General features: G+C 56.9%; 18 protein-coding genes. 11 read left to right on the forward strand and 7 right to left on the reverse strand.

Going from position 1 to position 20,234, the window contains the following annotated elements:
• Positions 1-25 precede the first annotated feature (25 nt).
• The 3 genes from HMPREF2787_RS02045 to HMPREF2787_RS02055 all read left to right on the forward strand — a co-directional run bounded on the left by HMPREF2787_RS02045 (position 26) and on the right by HMPREF2787_RS02055 (position 3,030).
• Positions 26-634 (forward strand): regulatory protein RecX, encoded by a 609-nt coding sequence (locus HMPREF2787_RS02045; protein ID WP_070858233.1) that lies wholly within the window; start codon positions 26-28, stop codon positions 632-634.
• A gap of 106 nt (positions 635-740) precedes the next feature.
• Positions 741-2,288: a tRNA (N6-isopentenyl adenosine(37)-C2)-methylthiotransferase MiaB gene (gene miaB / locus HMPREF2787_RS02050; protein ID WP_070858234.1), complete on the forward strand. Its 1,548-nt coding sequence runs from the start codon at positions 741-743 to the stop codon at positions 2,286-2,288.
• Positions 2,281-3,030: an Rv2732c family membrane protein gene (locus HMPREF2787_RS02055; RefSeq protein ID WP_241482086.1), complete on the forward strand. Its 750-nt coding sequence runs from the start codon at positions 2,281-2,283 to the stop codon at positions 3,028-3,030. Before miaB ends, HMPREF2787_RS02055 begins: the two co-directional genes overlap by 8 nt.
• 163 nt (positions 3,031-3,193) lie before the next feature.
• On the opposite strand, the gene HMPREF2787_RS02060 is transcribed toward HMPREF2787_RS02055, so the two are convergent.
• A complete protein-coding gene (locus tag HMPREF2787_RS02060) occupies positions 3,194-4,558 on the reverse strand; it encodes a DUF349 domain-containing protein (RefSeq protein ID WP_070858235.1) in 1,365 nt (454 codons plus the stop codon).
• A 161-nt stretch (positions 4,559-4,719) separates the two neighbouring features.
• Here HMPREF2787_RS02060 and HMPREF2787_RS02065 point away from each other — a divergent pair, with 161 nt between their 5' ends.
• The 3 genes from HMPREF2787_RS02065 to dapF are packed head-to-tail and all read left to right on the forward strand — an operon-like array spanning position 4,720 to position 7,348.
• On the forward strand, positions 4,720-5,424 hold the full coding sequence (locus tag HMPREF2787_RS02065; RefSeq protein WP_070858236.1) for a hypothetical protein: 705 nt from the start codon (positions 4,720-4,722) through the stop codon (positions 5,422-5,424).
• 42 nt (positions 5,425-5,466) lie between these two features.
• The gene (gene miaA, locus HMPREF2787_RS02070; RefSeq protein WP_371441138.1) at positions 5,467-6,393 is read left to right on the forward strand and encodes a tRNA (adenosine(37)-N6)-dimethylallyltransferase MiaA; all 927 of its coding nucleotides are present in this window, start codon (positions 5,467-5,469) and stop codon (positions 6,391-6,393) included.
• 31 nt (positions 6,394-6,424) lie between these two features.
• Complete coding sequence (gene dapF, locus HMPREF2787_RS02075; RefSeq protein WP_070858237.1) at positions 6,425-7,348, forward strand: diaminopimelate epimerase; 924 nt, start codon at positions 6,425-6,427, stop codon at positions 7,346-7,348.
• Between the two features lie 59 nt (positions 7,349-7,407).
• Here dapF and HMPREF2787_RS02080 read toward each other — a convergent pair whose 3' ends face one another.
• Positions 7,408-8,187 carry a hypothetical protein gene (locus tag HMPREF2787_RS02080; RefSeq protein WP_070858238.1) on the reverse strand — a complete coding sequence of 260 codons (780 nt, stop codon included), beginning with the start codon at positions 8,185-8,187 and terminating at the stop codon, positions 7,408-7,410.
• A gap of 280 nt (positions 8,188-8,467) precedes the next feature.
• Here HMPREF2787_RS02080 and HMPREF2787_RS02085 point away from each other — a divergent pair, with 280 nt between their 5' ends.
• The 5 genes from HMPREF2787_RS02085 to HMPREF2787_RS02100 all read left to right on the forward strand — a co-directional run bounded on the left by HMPREF2787_RS02085 (position 8,468) and on the right by HMPREF2787_RS02100 (position 14,299).
• Positions 8,468-8,725 (forward strand): FeoA family protein, encoded by a 258-nt coding sequence (locus HMPREF2787_RS02085; protein WP_083326624.1) that lies wholly within the window; start codon positions 8,468-8,470, stop codon positions 8,723-8,725.
• Positions 8,726-8,770: 45 nt separating this feature from the next.
• On the forward strand, positions 8,771-10,756 hold the full coding sequence (feoB, locus tag HMPREF2787_RS02090) for a ferrous iron transport protein B (protein WP_070858239.1): 1,986 nt from the start codon (positions 8,771-8,773) through the stop codon (positions 10,754-10,756).
• A gap of 101 nt (positions 10,757-10,857) precedes the next feature.
• Positions 10,858-11,175, forward strand: a complete 318-nt coding sequence (locus HMPREF2787_RS10980; protein WP_141763256.1) for a FeoC-like transcriptional regulator — start codon at positions 10,858-10,860, stop codon at positions 11,173-11,175.
• A 75-nt stretch (positions 11,176-11,250) separates the two neighbouring features.
• Positions 11,251-12,858, forward strand: coding sequence for a GTPase HflX (gene hflX / locus HMPREF2787_RS02095; protein ID WP_070858240.1), 1,608 nt, complete (start codon positions 11,251-11,253; stop codon positions 12,856-12,858).
• Positions 12,859-12,955: 97 nt separating this feature from the next.
• Complete coding sequence (locus HMPREF2787_RS02100) at positions 12,956-14,299, forward strand: uracil-xanthine permease family protein (RefSeq protein ID WP_246824151.1); 1,344 nt, start codon at positions 12,956-12,958, stop codon at positions 14,297-14,299.
• A 91-nt stretch (positions 14,300-14,390) separates the two neighbouring features.
• Here HMPREF2787_RS02100 and HMPREF2787_RS02105 read toward each other — a convergent pair whose 3' ends face one another.
• The 5 genes from HMPREF2787_RS02105 to lexA form a co-directional block, all read right to left on the reverse strand.
• Entirely contained in the window at positions 14,391-14,663 is a 273-nt protein-coding gene (locus HMPREF2787_RS02105; protein WP_005509351.1) for an HPr family phosphocarrier protein, read from the reverse strand.
• Between the two features lie 141 nt (positions 14,664-14,804).
• Complete coding sequence (locus HMPREF2787_RS02110) at positions 14,805-16,964, reverse strand: PTS fructose transporter subunit IIABC (protein WP_083326625.1); 2,160 nt, start codon at positions 16,962-16,964, stop codon at positions 14,805-14,807.
• A 35-nt stretch (positions 16,965-16,999) separates the two neighbouring features.
• Positions 17,000-17,971 (reverse strand): 1-phosphofructokinase family hexose kinase, encoded by a 972-nt coding sequence (locus HMPREF2787_RS02115; RefSeq protein ID WP_070858241.1) that lies wholly within the window; start codon positions 17,969-17,971, stop codon positions 17,000-17,002.
• Complete coding sequence (locus tag HMPREF2787_RS02120) at positions 17,968-18,747, reverse strand: DeoR/GlpR family DNA-binding transcription regulator (protein ID WP_016422628.1); 780 nt, start codon at positions 18,745-18,747, stop codon at positions 17,968-17,970. The genes HMPREF2787_RS02115 and HMPREF2787_RS02120 overlap by 4 nt, the downstream gene beginning before the upstream one ends.
• A gap of 93 nt (positions 18,748-18,840) precedes the next feature.
• Positions 18,841-19,542, reverse strand: coding sequence for a transcriptional repressor LexA (gene lexA / locus HMPREF2787_RS02125; RefSeq protein ID WP_005509663.1), 702 nt, complete (start codon positions 19,540-19,542; stop codon positions 18,841-18,843).
• Positions 19,543-20,234: the final 692 nt, after the last annotated feature.

Consider the following 20,234-nt stretch of genomic DNA (forward strand, 5'->3'; position numbering starts at 1 on the left):
CCGCGACACACGAAAAGAGAGGACCGTGGAGGACCGTAACGGCCGCGATGTGCGGGAGACTATCGAAAAGCTTGCTCAGCAAATTGCGGAAGCTGACGGTAGTTCGCTCTACGATGCGGGTCGTGAGGAATCCAAGGCCCCGATTCGTGCTAAGGCACTGCGCTTGCTCGATCAGCGAATGCGTTCCCGCAAGGAACTCGTAGAAAGGCTCGAGGCAGTCGAGGAGTTTCCAACCTCGATGATTGAAGAAGTCGTTGATGACCTGACCCGAAGTGGATTGGTCAACGACGAGCTTTTCGCATCCGAATGGGTGCGGCAGCGCTTTGCCAGTCGCGGCAAGTCGAAGATGGTTTTGAACCGGGAGCTGCAGGAAAAGGGCATTGATGCTTCGCTTCGTGCAGATGCGTTGGAGCAGATTACGCACAACGCGGAAGAAGAAGTCGCCCGGAAGCTAGCGGCGAAGAAAGCGGCCACTATTAAAACAGTGGCACCTGACTTCAACACCAAGCAAAAGGATTTACGCAAAGTCGTCGGTGTGCTGGCGCGGCGCGGTTTCCCCTCTGAATTGTCCATGAGCATTGCTCGGGATCAGTTAGAAGAGCGATACCGGGAACTCGAAGAGGACACAGATTAGCGCCGGTGCCACCGCACGCCGGATTAGCACGCCGGCTGCGGACCCGTCAGGTTTAAAGGGGTCGCTGATTGGGGAAATGGGCCATAAACAGCTAACCTAAACTGCCGTGACTACCCCTTCTTTGAACTCTCAGCAGCAGTCTTCGCCTCGCACATATGAGGTACGTACGTTCGGTTGTCAGATGAACGTCCATGACTCGGAACGACTGTCTGGCTTGCTGGAAGAAAACGGTTATGTAGCGGCTGCAGAAGGCGATAATCCTGATCTGGTCGTTTTCAACACCTGTGCCGTTCGAGAGAATGCAGACAATCGCCTCTATGGCACATTGGGACAGCTCAAACCGGTCAAGGATGCTCACCCAGGCATGCAGATTGCCGTCGGTGGCTGCTTGGCCCAGAAGGATAAGGACGTCGTCGTAAAGAAGGCCCCATGGGTGGACGTAGTCTTCGGCACGCATAACTTGGGTTCGTTGCCAGCTTTGTTGGAACGCGCCGCTCATAATGACCGGGCTGAAGTCGAGATTAAGGACGCGCTGGAAGAATTTCCCTCGGTGCTGCCGGCCAAGCGTGAATCCACTTACGCAGGTTGGGTGAGTATTTCCGTAGGCTGCAATAACACGTGCACCTTCTGCATCGTCCCCAGTTTGCGTGGTAAGGAACGCGATCGTCGTCCGGGCGAGATTCTCGCTGAGGTACAGGCACTCGTGGAGCAGGGCGTTACTGACGTCACCCTCCTCGGCCAGAATGTCAACGCCTATGGTGTTAACTTCGCCGACCCTGACATGGAACGCGACCGCTCGGCTTTTTCCAAGTTGCTGCGCGCTTGCGGCCAGATTGAGGGGTTGGAGCGTGTGCGCTTTACATCTCCGCACCCAGCTGAGTTCACCGATGATGTCATCGACGCCATGGCGGAGACACCGAATGTGGTTCATCAGTTGCACATGCCGCTACAGTCCGGTTCCGACCGAGTACTGAAAGACATGCGCCGTTCCTACCGCACCAAGAAATTCCTGGGAATTCTGGAGAAGGTTAGGGAAAAAATGCCGGATGCAGCTATTACCACTGACATCATTGTCGGTTTCCCTGGCGAGACTGAAGAGGACTTCCAGCAAACTCTCGACGTGGTGGAAAAGGCCCGCTTTAGCTCGGCTTTCACCTTCCAATACTCGCCCCGCCCGGGAACTCCGGCGGCGACCATGACTGAGCAGGTTCCACCAGAGGTTGTGAAGGAACGCTATGGTCGGCTGCTAGCGCTTCAGGAGCGTATTTCCGAGGAAGAAAACGCCAAGCTAGTCGGCCGGGAAGTCGAGCTGCTGGTCAGCCAGTCCGATGGCCGTAAGAATGCGGAGACTCATCGCATGTCTGGTCGGAGTCGGGATGGCCGCCTGGTGCACTTCATCCCGTCGGAAAGCGAACCAGGCGTCGTCGACCGCAAGATTCGCCCAGGTGATTACGTGACAGTGCGCGTGACCGACTCCGCACCGCACTTCCTCATTGCTGACTCCGGTGTGCTCGCACACCGCCGCACTAAGGCGGGGGATAATGTAGAGGTCGGTCAGACTCCGACGACCGCTCCGATTGGAGTTGGTCTGGGTTTGCCAAAGATTGGGCGCCCGGAGAAAACGAGTGTAAGTGAGGGATGCGGCTGTGAGTAGTGACAAGGCTTCGCCGGAAAGTGATATGGAATCCACTAGCGAGCAGTCGGTGGAATCCGCGCAGGCATTGCGGGTTCAGGAGCGCAAGGCCGCTGGCGAGCTGGACCTCGGCCGTGCGGTGATTCCGATGATGGTTGCCGTCATCGGCCTCATTACGAGTTTCTTCCTTCCGCACTCGGGCGTCGTTTTGGGCTTTGATGTGTTGCTGGATACGGATGTTGCGCATCAGTACTTCACGACTCGGCCAGAGCGAATTTACTCCATTCTTGTGGTGGTAGGCGTACTGCTGGCTATTGCCACGCTGATTACGCGGACGACGATTCTCGCGTTTGTCACCTGGTTTTTTGCCTGTATTCAGATGGTCTACTCAGTCTTCGCTGGCTGGATGCGTCAGTCTCGTCCACAGGAACTGGCTGGAGAGGGTATTTCCTTCGGCCTGATGCTCGGTATTTTCTGCAGTTTTCTACTGGCCATCTCCGTGACCTTTATCGCTTTCCGGCGCAGTAAGGAGCAGCTTGCAATCGCGACGAAGCGTCGCAAGCATGCGGACACCGATCCGGTATTGCGCGCGCAGCAGGTTTACTTGCGGGCGGGCCTGACACCGAATACGACTACGGATGTTGAGGTCGTCGACGACCGCCGTGAACGTGCTCGCCGACGCAATCGTGGACAGCAGGGCAGTAGCGCGGACAATGTCTCTCAACAGACCGGCGAACAGGACGAACAGGTCAGCAACGAGTAGTGAGACTTTTTAACTAGCGAAATAAAGAAAGGTGCTCTCTTCCACTCCGGAAGAGAGCACCTTTCTTTCAACCATTGCGGCGTTGCCAGCACAGCTGAGCCAGAATTCTGTTGAGGATGCCGGAGAGCGGGAACCTGCTTCCCCGACACGCAACTAGCTTCTGTTAGAGCTCCTTGAGAGTCTCCGCGGCCTGCTCTGCCCACTGTCGCCACTGTTCGGCCTGCTCCCGAGCCTTGGCTGCCTGAGAAGCCTTGCCCTTCGCCTCGAGTTCGGCGGCCTTCTGCTCAAACTCTGCTGCACGGTCGGCGAACTGCTGGACGCGAGCCTGTGCTTCGGGGTCGGTGCGGCGCCACTGCGAATCAGCAGCATCGGAGACGCGCTTTTCCAGTGCGCCAATGCGGTTTTCATACTCACGCACACGACCACGCGGCACAAAGCCGATGGCCTCCCACTTCTCTTGCAACTGACGCAGTTCGTTGCGAGCGTGATCGAGGCCCTTGGACGGATCAATGCGGTCTTCGTATTCAGCCAGCAGTGAGTCCTTGGCCGCAGCGTTTTCCTCGAACTCCTTGTCTCGAGCTTCGTTGACCGCGTTGCGAGCACCAAAGAACTCATCCTGGGCGGCCTTGAACTGCGCCCACAGCTTGTCATCGACCTCGCGTGGCGCTCGACCAGCGGCCTTCCACTCAGCCATCAGGTCACGGAAGGCAGCAGCGGTGCCACTCCAATCAGTGGAGGTCTTAAGGGCCTCGGCTCGCTCAATGATGTCCTCCTTAACGCGGCGAGCAACCGCCCGGTTGCGGTCCAGTTCCGCAAAATGGGCACCGCGGCGGCGGTTGAAAGAATCACGCGCGCGGGAGTAACGACGCCAGAGTTGATCATCAGTTTTGCGATCGATGCCGCGAATCTGCTTCCACTCCGTGAGAATCTCGCGGATACGGTCGCCGGCGACCTTCCACTCGGTGGAGTTCTCTGCGAGCTCCTCGGCCTCTGCGGCGAGCTCTTCCTTACGTGCGATGGAGTTCTTACGGCGCTCTGCCTTGTCGTGAGCGACTTTTTCCTCTGCGACGTGGGAGGTGGCAATGACCTCTGCAAGGCGCTTATCCAGCGCATCGATATCGCCGAGGACCGTGGCGGTGGCAAGGCTCTCACGCAGTTCAACTGCGTTGTGAGAAATGGTCTTTGCCTCCTGCGGGTGGGAGACTACACGAGATTCCAGTAGCTCGACCTCGGTGGCTAGATCCTCGTAGCGCTTGCCGTAGTGGGCATAACCCTCTTCTACAGTGCCGGCCTGCCAGGAACCAATATTGCGCTCGCCGGCGCTGGTGACCAACCAAACAGTGCCGTCTTCGTCAATGCGGCCAAACTCCTTTGGATCATTGTGGACGGCATGTGCTACAGCGGCCGACCCCGTAGGCGCTGGAGTAGCTCCAGGGGCCTTACGATGAGCCGGCATTGAGCCTGGTCGAGGTCCCGGACGTGGACCCGGGCGTGGACCTGGCTTAGGGGAATTGCTGGTACCGGTCATAGTGGGTAAACCTCTTCCAATCTTCATGCAGAACTGCCGCGCGACACGGCTGCCATCAAACACTTACGGTATGTGCTCGAGTATCCCAAAAATTTTGGCACAGCGCGCGTAACACCGCCGGAATAAGGCATCGAGTAGCCCCTCACGGTAGCGTTGAGGACGTGAATTCGCGTTTGCCTCGGCTTGTTATCGTTCCGCGTGCGCTCCTCATCGTCGAGGAGCTGGGTGGTTTTGCAGCTATCGCCACGGAATTGCGCCGTCAAACCCGTGAAACTGTTGCGACGCTGTGGACAGATGACGAACCCGGGGAGCCCGGTCCGGTCGCTATTATCACTGGCAGAATGCAGGCGAAGTCCCTGGATCAGAACAGCACACCCGGCAGTTTCTCCCCGTATGGGGTTGATGTCACGGTGTCCGGTGGAACCGAGTTACCTGAGCTGCTGGGGCGCTGGCTTATCGAAGACTACGCACGACGGAATTCTGAAGGACACACCGGCCGCGTCATTCAGGCAACGTGCTTCGACTCTATCGCCGAGGCACTCGCTGCCGGGCACACGCGTCTGCTTGTGCTTGTCGACGGCGCATTCGGCCTTGCGGACGGTTCCCCGGTCGGCGTAATTGAGGGTGCAGCGGAGGTTGATGCGCTGTGCAGTCTGATTGCTGGGCAGGACTGCTCAACCGTTAACGTGGAAAATATTGTGTTTCCAGCTCCCGGCGCGTACGCGGCCGAGTTATGGCAGCAGCTGAGTAAAGCTGCTGAAAGCTGGATGGGGTCTGGAATGACCGTCGTAAAGCGTTCTTACTATGACGGGGCGCCTTATGGCATCGGTTACCACGTGGCCAGCTGGCAGTGCGTTGCGGAGTAAGAGCTCGCGTCTTTAGTTTTGTGGAGGAGTGTGAACTGGGTAGTGACGGCTTTCGAGAGTGAGAGCTTGCCGGTGCCGATTGCGGTGGTAGGGCCGACGGCGTCGGGAAAGTCGGATTTGGGGCTGGTACTTGCGGAGCAGCTTGGCGGTGAGGTCGTCAATGTTGATTCGATGCAGCTGTATCGAGGAATGGATATTGGAACGGCAAAGCTGTCGGCGGATCAGCGGCGGGGGATTCCGCACCACCAACTCGATGTTCTGAACGTGACGCAGCCGGCGAGTGTGGCGACGTATCAGCGTGAGGCGGTCGCGGATGTTGAGGCCATTCGCGCGCGGGGAAAAGTTCCCATCCTTGTCGGCGGGTCGATGATGTATGTGCAGGCGTTGGTGGACGACTGGCAGTTCCCACCTACGGACCCTGAGGTACGTGCGAAGTGGGAGGCAGTGCAGGACGAGATCGGTCCGGCGGCGTTGCATGATCGGCTGGCAGAGATTGATCCGGATGCGGCGGTAATTATTGAGACCAACGACCCGCGGCGCACTGTCCGGGCTTTGGAGGTCATCGAGCTGACAGGTAAACCTTTTGCAGCGTCGAAGCCGTCGATTGATAAGGCACCGCGGTGGAATACGCGCATATTGGGATTGCGCACGCAGGCGGAATGGCTAAATCCGCGGATTGAACAGCGTACGCGGGGCATGTTTGCCGCTGGCCTGGTGGAAGAAACTGAGAGTTTGATTGCGCAAGGGTTGCGCGAAGGCGTGACCGCTAGTCGCGCGATTGGCTATGCACAGGTGCTGGACTACTTCGATGGCGTTTACGACCTGGATACGGCTTGTGAACGCACGATTACTGGTACGCGCAGGTATGTGCGACGTCAGCGCTCCTGGTTCAACCGTGATCATCGAATCACGTGGCTAGACGCTGCCGGTGACGTGCCGGGACAGGCATTTTCCGCACTTGGTCTGTAACAGATTCGGACCTCCCGCTAGCATCAAGGGCATGGTTTCATTTGCCAAAGGCCACGGTACTCAAAATGATTTCTTGATTTTTCCAGATGATTTGGTGTCGATCGAATTGACCGAATCACTGGTCGTAGCAGTGTGCGATCGACATCGGGGTCTTGGCGCTGACGGCATCCTACGGGTTGCCCGAGCGGGGAAACTCGTCGATGCCGGTGTTTTGACGGCATTGCCGGAAGGGGTTAAAGCCGACGATTGGTTTATGGACTACCGCAATAGTGACGGTTCTATTGCCGAGATGTGCGGGAATGGTGTTCGCGTTTTTGCACACTATATTGCCGCCATTCACAGCCCGGACAGTGTCGTCGACGGAACTTTGCGGGTGGGCACTCGAGCAGGGCTGCGCGCTGTTTCGATTGGTGAGCTCAGCCCTGGGCATGCGGTCGTCGGAGTGGATATGGGGCAGCCGGAGGTCCTTGGCCTCGCTACTGCGTTCATTGATTCGGGCAGCAATGCACTGAAATTCGCCGGGATTGGTGTCGACGTGGGAAATCCACATTTGGCCTGCGTCATGCCGGGTCTGAATGCCGCCGCTCTGGCGGAGTTGGAATTGGAAGCGGCGGGTAGTGTCGCGAAGCCAGTGCGTGCCGACGAAGCCATGTTCCCGAACGGCCTCAATTTGGAAATTGTCACCCCGCTGGATGCCTCTGATTCGGTATCCATGCGAGTAATTGAACGTGGAGTTGGTGAGACCCGTTCGTGTGGCACCGGGACGGTTGCGGCAGCTATTGCCGCGCTGGCCGATGCCGGCCGGACTGAGGGGGCTGTGACAGTCAAGGTGCCCGGCGGTGTGGTGACTGTGGATGTTCACAAGGCCAGCAATGCGGATGGGGCTTTCTCGGCGACTTTGACCGGGCCGAGCGTGATTCACACGCTCGGCGATATTGAGCTGCAAGCCCTGTGACTGGTAGCTAGTGCAGCAGGAGCGCTAGCGGGGTAGTGGAAGCGTTGGGGGGAGCGGGACTAGTGTCCGCCGCAGCCGCCGTCGCCACAACCACAGCCGCTATCGCCACAACCGCCACCACAGCCCTGCGGCGGGATAATTTCACCCGTCAGCAAGAAAGTGCCGGAGACGACCATGCCCGGCTGGGGAGCTTCGTCGCCACCGGGGACAAGTACGTCCATAGGAGTCGGCAGAGCAAGGTTGAGCACCCAGAACTTCTTGCCGGTTAGCTCATTGACATGCTTGCGAGAGTTATTGATAACACCAGCCAGTTTCACGGTCGCGCTGGGCGATGCCTTGCCGACCTGATCTCCGACGATTGCCTTAGCGCCTTCGAAGTCCAATGCTGTCGGTGTTTTCCCAGTGCGCTTTTCGTATTCCTCGGCGGATGCGTCGAGGGCGAAATCAGTTGCCAGGGCTGACAGCGCGACATGCTCGAAAGTCTGTGTTCCGGCATCAACAATCATCGGCCCCTGTGACAGCAGGCAGCTGGCTACCTCGATGACCTTGTCAAAGTTATCCGAGGAGGGATCATCCTCGACGATTTCCACGAGTGCCAAGACATCGTCCACGCTGGATACATGGGCAGTGACGGTCGGGCTGCCCGCGAAGCCGGCGTAGGTAGAAAATGGTTCGACGCCCAGAATGTGCAGGCGGGCACCAGAGGAATCTTCGAAACGGACCAGCTGGCCACCGCGGACCTCGCCGATGACCGACAGATTGTCACTGGCAATCGCGGCTTCCATCGCGTCTTGCCAGCTGGGGTAGTCCATGCCAATGCTTCGCAAGTCAGTAGTCATACTTTTCGATGATACTTCCCATATCTTCATCTGCGAACTAACGAATCGCACGTGGGCACATTGTGCTCTGGGGCACCTAAAACCATTCCTTCACACCGTGGCAACTATTCGGCTGAGATTAACAATTCCGCCTCACTAAATAGGCAAATATTAAGTGTGACATAAATAACTTTCCTTAGGTGTGCCCGGTTTATTCCATTTAGGCATGCCTAAGAGTAAGCTCATTTCCATAAACACTATTTGGTTAGCTCAATTCTTATTGAAATAAGCGAGGTCTCTCATGCTCGGACTGCGGTCCCGAAAACAGTCGGATGACATTCAGTCGCTTGCCGACGTCCCGGTGGGGGGAACCGTCACGCTGGGAGCGTCGCATGTGGATGAGCGCCTGTGCCGCAGACTCTCGCAACTGGGGCTTCGCCCTGGGATGAGTGTCACTGTCGGACGGAGCACCAGCGGCGGTGGGCGAATTATCCATGCTGGCGCTACGCGCTACGCCATCGATGCCAGCACGCTGCGCAAGATGTCCGTCGCGGGTTAGTTCCCTCTACATCCCTTTTCCTCACCACATTCCTGGAAGTTAACAATGACAACACCTACGGATTCCTCAACGCGAAAATTCGCATCCACGCCGAGCTGTCATGCTTGCAGCGGCGGAGCACCAGCAAAGGATGGTGCACCTGTTGTCGCAGTAGTCGGCGCACCGAACTCCGGTAAGTCAACACTGTTCAATAGTTTGACTGGTGCGAAAGCGCAAATGGGCAACTGGCCTGGTACGACCGTAGAGGTCAGCCGTGGCGCGTGGAAGACCGATACCGCTGAGTACGATGTCATCGATTTCCCGGGGGCCTACTCATTGGATGCCATGAGCCCGGACGAAGAGCTCACTCGCGAGATGCTCATCGAGAAACCGGAAGAAGAACGCCCGGATCTCGTCGTTGTCGTTGTCGACGCCACGGCGCTGGGGCGTGGGCTCTACATGGCCGCGGAATTGGCGGAGCAGCCCCAGCGCATCGTTCTGGCTCTGACCAAACTCGATGTGGCCAAGGCCAAGGGCATCGACGTGAATCCGGACGCATTGCAGTCAGCTATGGGGATGCCGGTGGTGGCGCTGGATCCCCGTCGTAAAGCGGGAATGGCGCGGTTAGCCGACGCGGTAGCCGCGGCTCTGGACGGATGTGGTTCGGTGTCGTCACCGATTCGCCAGGCCGATGGTGAATCGATTGAACGTCTGGACGACGCACGCTTCGCCGCGATTGATTCGGCGGTTGCGGCATCTACGGGCGGGGTGGAAGATCGCCAGACTTTCTCCGACCGCATTGATAACGTGGTTCTCCATCCGGTGCTCGGACCGATTGTGTTCCTGGCAGTTATGTGGGCAGTCTTCCAAATCACGACGACGGTTGCAGCACCGTTGCAGGACGGTTTGGAAACCCTTATTACCGGTAATTTCGCAGACCTGGTTACCCGTGGATTAGAAGCGATCGGATGGGGCCATCCGATTGTCACGGGGCTGCTTGTGAACGGCATCATTGGCGGTGTCGGCATGGTGCTGACCTTCGTTCCGCTGATGGCACTCATGTTCCTGTGCCTCGCAGTGCTCGAGGATTCAGGGTATATGGCGCGTGCGGCCGTGGTGGCGGACCGTGTCATGCGTGCAATTGGTCTTCCGGGCAAGGCATTTATTCCGCTCATTGTCGGCTTTGGTTGTAATGTGCCAGCGATTTCGGCGACACGTGTGCTGAGTAATCCCCGTCACCGCATATTGACGGCACTACTGGTTCCGTTTACCTCGTGCTCGGCGCGCCTAACCGTTTATGTCATGTTGGGTGCGGTGTTCTTCCCGGAACACGCGGGCACCGTCGTCTTCGCTATGTACGTCATCTCGATTCTGTTGATCGTTCTGACCGGCCTTGCACTGCGTAAGACCCTGTGGCGCACCATGCCGTCGGAACCGCTGGTCATTGACCTGCCAACCTATCAGCTACCGACCGCACGACTGGCACTATCTGTAATGTGGATGCGTCTGAAGGGCTTCCTGCAGACCGCTAGTGGAATCATCGTCAGCACCGTCATCGTCGTTTGGCTACTGATGTCTATCCCGGTTGTCTCCGGGCATTCCTTTGCCGATGAAGACTTGGCACCGCAGGACTCCGCATACGGTGCAGTAAGTGCAACTATTGCCCCTGTCTTTAACCCGGCAGGTTTCGGCACATGGTCTCTGACAGGTCCGTTGGTGACGGGCTTTGTGGCCAAGGAAGCCGTCATTTCGACCTGGGCACAGACCTATGCAGTGGAGGACGTCACCGACTCCAATTCGAGCGAACAGGCCTCCAGCCCGCTCGCGGAGAATATTCGACGTGACTTTGACAATGCATCCGATGGACATGGATTGGCAGCAGTCTGGGCCTACATGATCTTCCTGCTGGCTTACACACCGTGCGTGGCGACTCTCGCGGCACAACGCCGCGAGATCGGCTTGAAGTGGACAGGCTTCGGTTTGCTAGCGCAGCTGGTCGTTGCATGGGCACTGGCCGTGATTGTTTTCCAAGGGTTGAAGCTGTTCCTGTAAAGCCTCGTAGATTCCTAGTAGCTTCGGCAAAGCTACTAGGAACATTTTCCAACTAGAAATCAGGTCCAACAAGACTCCCGATACGGAAAGGAGCTATCGCCGTGGGACTCTTTAGAGCCAGGAAGAATACGACGGTTACTCGTCGGCCTTCAGAAGCTGTCCAGGATGCAATTGCGCAGGGTATTAGCTCCCGACGCAAGATCTGCGAAATCACCGGCCTGCAGCGTGCAACGGTAGATCTCATCCTTGACCGCATGGAACACACCGGCCATCTGCGACGGGAATCCCTCGGCGGCATGTGCCCAGGCGGAGGTTGTTCCAACTGTGGAATGTCCGACAGTGGTACGTGTGCTGGCGGTAGTTCTAACAGTGGTCCGGTCGCACTGGTTCTGACACGCAGGCGACCTTCTGCAGCCTAAGTCTTGAGCTTCGGGTCGGTATTCTCCGCACACAATGCGGAGAATTTGGCTTGTCATGCGACAATAGCAGCTAGTATGACGAATTTTTCCAACAACTTTGATGAGGTCAGCGACGAAATGTCGCAGCAAGCTAGCACCTCGCACGAGATGGATGATTTTTTCATCGACGCTAATGATGCTGGCGAAAACGCCGATAGTGCCTCCGGGGATGCGTTCGCAACGAACGTCGGCACGCAAAGGGAACCTACGGTCGGTGATTTGGATCTGGAGGCGCGTTCCTCTCTGCGCCGGTTGACCAGGTCAGTAGCACATACTGAGTCTGAAGAGGTGATGGTTGAGTACCGTCAGCTCCGACTGGAACGCGTTGTGCTGCTCGGTGTCTGGACATCCGGAACCCTGCAGGAGGCAGAAGTGGCGATGGATGAGCTCGCCGCATTGGCAGAGACGGCAGGTTCGGAAGTTTTAGAAATAGTGCTACAGCGCCGCGATAAGCCGGACCCTGGTACTTACGTGGGATCCGGCAAGCTTAACGAGCTTCGCGATATCGTCGCCTCTACCGGCGCAGATACAGTTATTTGCGACGGTGAGTTGTCTCCTGGCCAATTGATTGCGCTGGAGGACCGGCTTGACGCCAAGGTAATTGACCGCACCATGCTGATTCTGGATATCTTCGCTCAGCACGCGAAGTCCAAGGAGGGCAAGGCGCAGGTCTCGCTGGCGCAGATGCAGTACCTGTACACGCGTCTGCGCGGCTGGGGTGGCAACCTGTCGCGTCAGGCTGGTGGTCGCGCGGGCTCCAACGGCGGCGTGGGTCTGCGTGGTCCGGGTGAAACTAAGATCGAAACCGATCGTCAGCGACTACGCCAAGATATGGCGCGGATTCGCAAGGAATTGGCTGGAATGAAGACCGCGCGTGAGATTAAGCGCGCACGTCGTAAGGCTGGGCACCTGCCGCGCGTGGCAATTGTCGGCTACACCAACGCGGGTAAGTCTTCGTTGCTCAACGCATTGACAGGCGCCGGTGTGCTGGTGGAAGATGCGCTGTTTGCAACGCTGGATCCGACGACTCGTCGCACCAAGCTTCGCGACGGTCGCACGGTGATTATGACCGATACGGTCGGATTTGTTCGCCACTTGCCGACGCAGCTCATTGAAGCTTTTCGCTCGACCTTGGAAGAGGTACTCGAAGCTGACGTCATCATGCACGTCGTAGACTCCTCTGACCCATTCCCGCTGGAGCAGATTAAGGCTGTCAATAAAGTCATCAACGAAATCGCGGAGGAAGAAAAGGCCGAGATTCCGCCCGAGCTGTTGGTAGTCAACAAGGTGGACAAGGCCGATGGCATCACCCTGGCACAACTGCGCCACCAGCTCGATGATGCCGTCTTTGTCTCTGCGCGAACGGGTGAGGGGATCGGTGAACTGGAGACCCGACTCGAGCTTGCTCTCAATGAGCTGGAGTCTCACGTTCACATGTTGATCCCCTATGACAAGGGCAATATTGTCTCCATGCTCCACGAAGACGCGACCGTGCTGTCGGAGACATGGACGGAGCAAGGCACCCAGATGGATGTGCGTTTGCCCACTAGCCTCGCAGATGAACTGTCGGCATACCACATCGAACCTGCAGCAGATACTGACTTCACGGCGGATGCGGATGAGGATAGTAGCAACGACTCCTAGTCGGAATAGGGCGAGCGGAAAAAGAGCTCCGGCAGTCCTGGATTTAAGGCGGTATCCGTGGCGTGATCTGCGGTAGGCATCCACTAGCATTACAACCATGAATTCTACTTCTGACGCGGAGACTCAACAGGGAACCTCCGCAAATCCGCCTGCTGAAAACGCCGAACGTGGCCGTCTTTTCGGTTGGGATCTTCACGGTGACGGTCGAAAGATTGCACCGGGAGCCGTGGTGGCTCCCAACGAACGCCTCGATTGGCCTCGCACGATTGGCATCGGCGCACAGCACGTCATTGCCATGTTCGGTGCAACTCTCTTGGTGCCGCTGTTGACCGGTTTTCCGGTCAACACCACACTGTTGTTCTCGGGTATCGGCACGATCGTCTTCCTGCTGATCACCCGAAATCGCCTGCCCTCTTACCTGGGCTCGTCGTTTGCCTTCATCGCGCCACTGACCGCGACACAGGCGCAGGGTATTGGTGTTCAGCTCGGTGTCGTACTTTGCGCCGGCATCGCGCTCATGCTCGTTGGCTGCGTTGTAAAGCTCGCCGGCAAGCGTGTCCTCGATATGATCATGCCACCTGTAGTAACAGGAAGCATCGTCGCTCTCATCGGACTTAACCTGGCGCCTGCTGCCACGGAGAACTTCGCCACTCAGCCGTTGGTCGCATTTGTCACGATGGCATCCATTGTCTTCACAACCGTCGCTGGCCGCGGTATGGTCAGCCGTCTGGGTGTCCTTATCGGCGTACTAATCGGCTGGGTCTTCGCCGCTGCCACCGGAAATCTCTCGCCCGAGGCTACAGAAACCGTCGGCAATGCCGCCTGGATCGGTCTGCCCGCATTCCACGCGCCGGAGTTCCACTTCAATGCGATGCTGATTGGTCTGCCCGTCATCGTAGTACTCATCGCAGAGAATGTCGGTCACGTCAAGGCTGTTGCTGCCATGACCGGCCGAAACCTCGATGACATCGCTGGCGATGCTCTTATTGCAGACGGTCTAGCCACCACCATCGCCGGTTCAGCTGGTGGTTCTGGTACCACTACCTACGCTGAAAATATCGGGGTTATGGCCGCTACCCGTGTCTATTCGACCGCCGCTTACTGGGTGGCAGCTTTCACCGCCATTGCACTGGCTTTCATTCCAAAGTTCGGCGCACTTATCTTGACCATTCCTACCGGCGTGCTCGGTGGGGCAACGATGGTGCTCTACGGCCTGATCGGTCTGCTCGGTGTGCGCATCTGGATGGACGAAAAGGTCGACTTCAACAACCCGGTCAATCTCACCGCTGCCGCCACTGCGCTGATTGCGGGTATCGGCAATCTCACCCTCGACATCGGTTCGCTGACACTGGAGGGCATTGCTTGGGGTTCGGTCGGCATTATTATCGGCTATCCAATTTTGAACTGGCTCTACAACCGCATCGGCGAGAACCGCTCGTAGGCCACCCGTCCAGGGCAGGATCCTGCACGAATGCTTAATGACGAAATCCCGTGACCGTTGCCACGATGTTTCGTCGTTAAGCTGATTGCTTCTAATCGCTCAGGTCTTGGGCGATGAGTTGTGCAATCTTCTCCACCGCAACTGCGTTTGTACTAGTGACGGCGACTTCATCGCCATATCCTGCGCCGAGTGCCATCAGCATCAAAGTTGAGGAGGCATCAGCCGGTTCGTTGTCGGGTTCGGGTGAATCAATGAGTTCGATCAGTATTTCTTCCTGAAATCGGGAGGCACGCTCAGCGATTACCGACGCGGGGCGGGCGTGAATCCCCACCTTGGAGCCGACGTGGACGTGTTGCGTAGCCATGGGGCGGCACCTTGCCTTTCTGCTTTTCGATTTTCCTCGACACCTGTTCAGAGCTTAATCGCTCGGCAGGTTTGGATGGGGCATGTTTTGTGAAGTTTGCAGAAATACTTCTGCGTACGCAGTTGGGTTTAGCAAACGAGTTTAGATTTCCGCTGAAATGTCTGATTCTAGGTTTTGATTATCGGTGCTGACTTGCCGCGGCCACAGGCTTTTAGCTGCCACAACGAGAATTGCTGCCACTATGCTGCCCAAGACGATTGCAGCAAGCCATGCGACAGGGTTGTCGATTGCAAACAGCACGAAAATACCTCCGTGCGGAACACGTGTGGCCGCACCCAAAGCCATTGAGGTGCCACCGGTGACGGCACCGCCAATCACAATCGAGGGAATCACACGTAGCGGATCTGCGGCGGCGAAGGGAATCACTCCCTCTGAAATGAAGGCCGCACCGAGCACCCAGCCCGCTTTGCCGTTTTGACGCTCCGCTGAACTGAACAGCTTTGGTCGGAGCACAACTGCCAACGATGTCGCCAACGGAGGTACCATGCCCGCCGCCATCACTGCAGCCATAATCTTCCATGATGCTGGGTCTGCCGAGGCGGCGTTTGCGACGGCAAAAAGATAAGCAGCCTTGTTGACCATACCGCCCATATCCACGCACATCATTGCGCCGAGAAGACCACCGAACAGGAATGCAGCTGCCGTATCCAACGATTGCAGCCACTCCTGTAAAGCCGTCATCAGCCACGCCAGCGGCATCCCTAGTAGCAGGTACATGGTAAGCCCAACGGCCATAGACCCGAGCATAGGAATCACGACAACCGGCATCAGCGGTCGCAGCCAGTCCGGGACTTTCATCCTCAATAGTAGGGCTACAACTAGTCCCGCCAGAATGCCTGTCACCAGGCCCCCAAGGAAGCCGGCGCCAACCGTGACCGCGATGGCACCGCCAATGAAGCCTGGTGCAATACCGGCTCTGCCAGCCATGCCAAAGGCGATATAAGCACTCATTACAGCCACAATGACCTGCATGCCGTGGTTGCCAATGGCAAAAAACGCAGAGCCGAGATACAGCCAGAGCCCACTACGATCAACTAGTACGGTGCTGAGATCCTGTGTCGGCACAGCAATCGGGGCATCGAGCCCGATAATCTCCGGCAGCCGTAAATCCCTAGTCACGGCGTCAGCTACTAGACCAACCTGATGACCGCCGACGAGAAATCCCAGCGCAATCAACAACCCAGATGCGGCCACGAACGGCACCATATAGCTGACGCCGGTCATAATGGCGTCACGAACCCAGTGTCCGAAGGCTTTATCGCCGCGTAACGACGATTTATGCGCCCCCACCTTCGTAGTTGCTCGTACCCTCTCAGATGTAGGGTCTGCGCCTGCAGTACCGGTTTGCGAAGCGGCCTCTTTGTCGTGGTCATCCTTAGGTTGCGTCGCCTTTCGGTCGTAGGCGCGAACCCGTGATTGTTCTGCTACCGCTTTCGCTTGTTCAATAACCGCAGTGGGATCATTGACTGCCTTACGAATTGGCACTTTGACCTGTGGTTTATCGCTAAAGCGCTTAAGCCCCGTAACTCCAATATCGGCTGCGATTACTAGGACGTCGGCCCGGTCAATTGCCTCTGCGGGGGCTTCCTGGATTCCTGCCGAGCCTTGAGTTTCTACAGTTAGCGTGACATCAGCCATGCTTTCTGCCGCGCCAGTAAGCGCTTCGGCTGCCAAATAAGTGTGTGCGATGCCCGTGGGGCAGGCCGTGATGGCGACGATATTGGTCTTCGCCGGAGGTTTTTTCGCTTTCCGACGAGGCGCTTTGGTGACGTGCTCGCTAATGATCCGGGCAGTCTCTTCATCGCTTTCAGCACCGCGAAGAGCTGCGCGAAACCCCTTATCGCGAAGTGCTTTTGCGAGTGCGGCCAGAATATCGACGTGGACATCGCTGTTACTAGATGGGACACCAATGAAAAAGAGCAGGTCCGCCGGCCCATCTGGTGTGGTGAATTCTGTAGCGCTGGTTAAGCGGGCAAAGATCAGGGTCGGCTTCGACCAGTCCTCATGGCGGCAGTGGGGGATGGCTATCCCGCCCGGCAGACCTGTCGGGGCCTTCTCTTCGCGTTCGAGGGCTGCCGCGACGATGCCGTTGCTGTCGGTGGCGCGGCCGGTCTCTACAGCTTTAGCGATGAGGTAGTTTAGAATCTTTTCCTTTTGCGGACCGATATCAAGGTCAAGAAAAACTGTCGACTCATCGGCCAGGTCTGATGCAATAGCGGAGAAATCTGCCGATGAAGACATGGTTTTCTAATGCTCCTTATCTAGGCATCGAAAAGCTAAGCGTCGAGCTGCCATAACCGGCCCGACTCGGGGTGAACCTGTTCTGGATAGGGGATGGTCGTACCGGGAAGACTGGTTGCCGCCGCCCCATAAGCCACGGCGGTGGTTAGTGCATCTTGGTAGCTATCACCGCGTTCGCGGGACATAACGTAGCCGGCCAAAGCACAGTCTCCGGCACCGACCGTGGACTGCGCGACTATCGAGGGTGAAGTAGCAGCGAAACAACCTCCTGACTTCACTGCAAGTACTGCCCCTGCTTCGCCGAGGGTGGCCAGGACTTCGGATACGCCAAGTTCGTTCAGCGCACGTGCAGCCTGCGCTACGGGAAGATAGTTCCCTTCAGCTGCAGCGGCCTCAAGTTCTTCGCCGTCCTGATTAATGATTTGGCCAAGTTCGTATGCGTTTGGCTTCATCAAAAAAGGTCGTACCTTTGGAAATGCGCGAACGACCTCAGTCAGTGGGCCGTCGCTTGTGTCCATAGCAACACGAATATTCGGGTTGACCGAATACACTGCTTCGGTGCATTGAACGTAAAAATCCCGGGGGACACCAGGGGGCAGTGAACCTGCGAAAACTACCCAAGTGGCGTGTTTAGCATGGTGGATAAGCTTCTCCAAGACACGCCTACGGTGCGCTTTCGTCAATGTCATGCCAGGGGAATTGAGCTTGGTGGTCGTCCCATCTGGCTCTGCGAGTGTGAGGTTAACGCGGGCTTCGTTAGTCGTGTTGATGGCTTCATGGGGTATGTCAGAGACTTCCAACAGGCGCGTGAATTTTCCGGAGTCCGATGCCGGGTAGAGCGCGAGCGTCTTTTCTCCCGCGTAGTGCAAGGCCTTGGACACATTAATTCCCTTGCCGCCAGCCATGTCCTCAGCCATTGGTAGGCGGAATACTCCGCCTCGTTTGAGCTCCGTATCGAGTCGAGCAAGTCGATCGATTGACGGATTTACGGTCAAGGTCAGGATCATGAAGCAACCACGACCTCGACACCTTGCTCCCTGAGGTCGTTCACGAATTGTTCCGGGGCAGAGGAATCTGTAATCACGACGTCGATATCTTCTAATGCTGCAAAGCTAACAAGGAAGTCGCGGCCGAGTTTCGTCGAGTCCGCCATAACGATGACTTTGCGCGCATTCGTGATCATCGCGCGCTTTACCGCAGCTTCCTGTGGATCAGCAGTAGAAAGACCGTGGTCAATTGTCAAGGCGTTAGAACCAATGAATGCGACATCGGCTCGCATAACCGCAAGAGTGCGGAGTGCTGTATCGCCAGCAACCGCCTGAGTAATGACGCGAACTTGGCCGCCAAGGAGTTGAAGCTCAATGCGGTTTGATCCTGCGAGTGTGATGGCGTTGGGAAGAGAGTTTGTGACAACCGACCAACGACGGTTGTCAGGGGAGTGGACCATCAGCTCTGCAAGAGCCTCGGTGGTAGTTCCGGCATCGAGAAAAATTCCACCGCCAGAGTCAGGCAGAAAATCCGCAGCACAGCGGGCAATAGAGAGCTTTGCGTCTTTCTGCGCGTTCTTTCGAGCGGCAACTGAAAACTCAACGGTCTGAAAAGAACGAGTAGCTACAGCGCCACCGTGTACGCGGTGCACTGCGCCCTCTGCATCCAACTGAGCTAGGTCACGACGAATTGTCTCTGCCGTGACATCGAAAGCTTCCGCAAGATCAGCGACCGTCACGCGCCCTTCGACTGCGGTCAAAGACGCAATCTTCCGGCGGCGTTCCTCTGCGTACATTCCCCGCTCCTTAGCTGTTAAGAAAACTCAGCTTTACTATCTGTTTCCAGTATGCCCGTTTATGTCTGTTTCGGGCAACGAAAATGTGGGAAATTAAAGGCTGCGTAGTACGCTGACAATCTTGCCGAGGATTTTGGCGTGCTCCGCGGGGAGTGGGTCAAATGCGCGATTATGGGGCATGAGCCACTTGCCGGCGGCGTCTTCGTGCCATTCCTTGACTGTTGCTTCATCTTCAAACAGGGCTGCAACAAAGTCTCCCTGTTCGACCACGTCTTGGGAACGGACTACCACCCAGTCTCCGTCGAGAATGCCCGCGTCAACCATGGAATCACCTACGACCTTGAGCAGGTATAGCTGGCCAGAGCCCGTAATTTCCATCGGAAGTGCCATGTGACTTTCCACATGCTGCTCCGCCAAAATGGGGTTGCCAGCCGCAATCTGTCCAACGATAGGAACGAAGATTGGCTCTGGCATGTCCTCTGGCATCTCGGGAGTTTGGGTGCTGCCAGTAGCCTTTGGCCCAGGCTTTACCGGAGTGAAAGTGCCAGCTGAGGACTTCGAATCCCTTACGTTTACCGCGCGAGGTTTGTGTGGGTCGCGGCGGAGAAAGCCTTTCTTTTCCAACTCCTTGAGTTGGTATGCCACCGACGAGGTGGAATTCAAGCCCACGGCATCCCCAATTTCTCGAATGCTCGGTGGGTATCCGCGAAGTACGACGGCATCCGAAATGACGTCAAGAATGCGACGCTGCCGATCGGTGAGTGTTTTAGGGTTCGCTTTCTTCTTTTGAGCCATGGAACATCCCTTCTCAAACTCTTTCGAATGAATCATAACTCAAAACTGTTCGAATCGTCGAGCATCGAACACCGTGCGTCCTTGAGTTCTTTGGAAAAGACGTACATTATCCGTGCTCGGAGGTGGTACTGATGTCGAAAATCGAAAATAAATCCGGATAGCAGTAGACAACGTTCGAACATGGTGTTATAAATCGAACAAGACAAGTTGCTCGAACAGTCGTTTGATGAAAAGGGGTTAGACGGATTCTTCGCATCCGCCCTTGGACATAGTCTCCACAGCGTCGGGAAACGGTCGTACAACTCTTATTCTCTCCAGGCCGGCAACGGTGGGAGAGTCAACGTTGGAAAGGGAGAAAACATGATGTCTACGGTTTCAACCGCACTAGGTGTTAGCAGCACATCTGATATTGACTTTTCTCAAGTTTCCGAGCTCCCTGCTCGGACGACACGGAAAGCCCCGTTGGTGTGGGGTGAACGTAGTGCGTCTTGCACACAGCACGTCGTTCGGCCCGGCCAGCGTGCACGTATTGCACAGCGCAATCGCAATGGGGCTTCATCGGCACGAATGCGGAGGGACAGGTCGCGGCCCAGTCATGTCTCGGTCAACTACGGGCGTCCGTCTCTATCCGTTAGCAGCGCGCAGCAGTCCAATCGTAGTGATGTATCCGCAGGCACTAACCTGACTCGTTT

This window comes from Corynebacterium sp. HMSC061H03, assembly GCF_001838215.1.
Taxonomy (GTDB): domain Bacteria; phylum Actinomycetota; class Actinomycetes; order Mycobacteriales; family Mycobacteriaceae; genus Corynebacterium; species Corynebacterium jeikeium_D.

What these genes read in the sequence shown, in the direction of transcription:
- HMPREF2787_RS02060 (WP_070858235.1), bottom strand. Translation starts at nt 4,558, where the DNA reads ATGACCGGTACCAGCAATTCCCCTAAGCCAGGTCCACGCCCGGGTCCA.
- HMPREF2787_RS02105 (WP_005509351.1), bottom strand. Translation starts at nt 14,663, where the DNA reads ATGGCTACGCAACACGTCCACGTCGGCTCCAAGGTGGGGATTCACGCC.
- feoB (WP_070858239.1), top strand. Translation starts at nt 8,771, where the DNA reads ATGACAACACCTACGGATTCCTCAACGCGAAAATTCGCATCCACGCCG.
- dapF (WP_070858237.1), top strand. Translation starts at nt 6,425, where the DNA reads ATGGTTTCATTTGCCAAAGGCCACGGTACTCAAAATGATTTCTTGATT.
- HMPREF2787_RS02100 (WP_246824151.1), top strand. Translation starts at nt 12,956, where the DNA reads ATGAATTCTACTTCTGACGCGGAGACTCAACAGGGAACCTCCGCAAAT.
- HMPREF2787_RS02120 (WP_016422628.1), bottom strand. Translation starts at nt 18,747, where the DNA reads ATGTACGCAGAGGAACGCCGCCGGAAGATTGCGTCTTTGACCGCAGTC.
- HMPREF2787_RS02085 (WP_083326624.1), top strand. Translation starts at nt 8,468, where the DNA reads ATGCTCGGACTGCGGTCCCGAAAACAGTCGGATGACATTCAGTCGCTT.
- HMPREF2787_RS02115 (WP_070858241.1), bottom strand. Translation starts at nt 17,971, where the DNA reads ATGATCCTGACCTTGACCGTAAATCCGTCAATCGATCGACTTGCTCGA.
- HMPREF2787_RS02110 (WP_083326625.1), bottom strand. Translation starts at nt 16,964, where the DNA reads ATGTCTTCATCGGCAGATTTCTCCGCTATTGCATCAGACCTGGCCGAT.
- lexA (WP_005509663.1), bottom strand. Translation starts at nt 19,542, where the DNA reads ATGGCTCAAAAGAAGAAAGCGAACCCTAAAACACTCACCGATCGGCAG.
- hflX (WP_070858240.1), top strand. Translation starts at nt 11,251, where the DNA reads ATGACGAATTTTTCCAACAACTTTGATGAGGTCAGCGACGAAATGTCG.
- HMPREF2787_RS02080 (WP_070858238.1), bottom strand. Translation starts at nt 8,187, where the DNA reads ATGACTACTGACTTGCGAAGCATTGGCATGGACTACCCCAGCTGGCAA.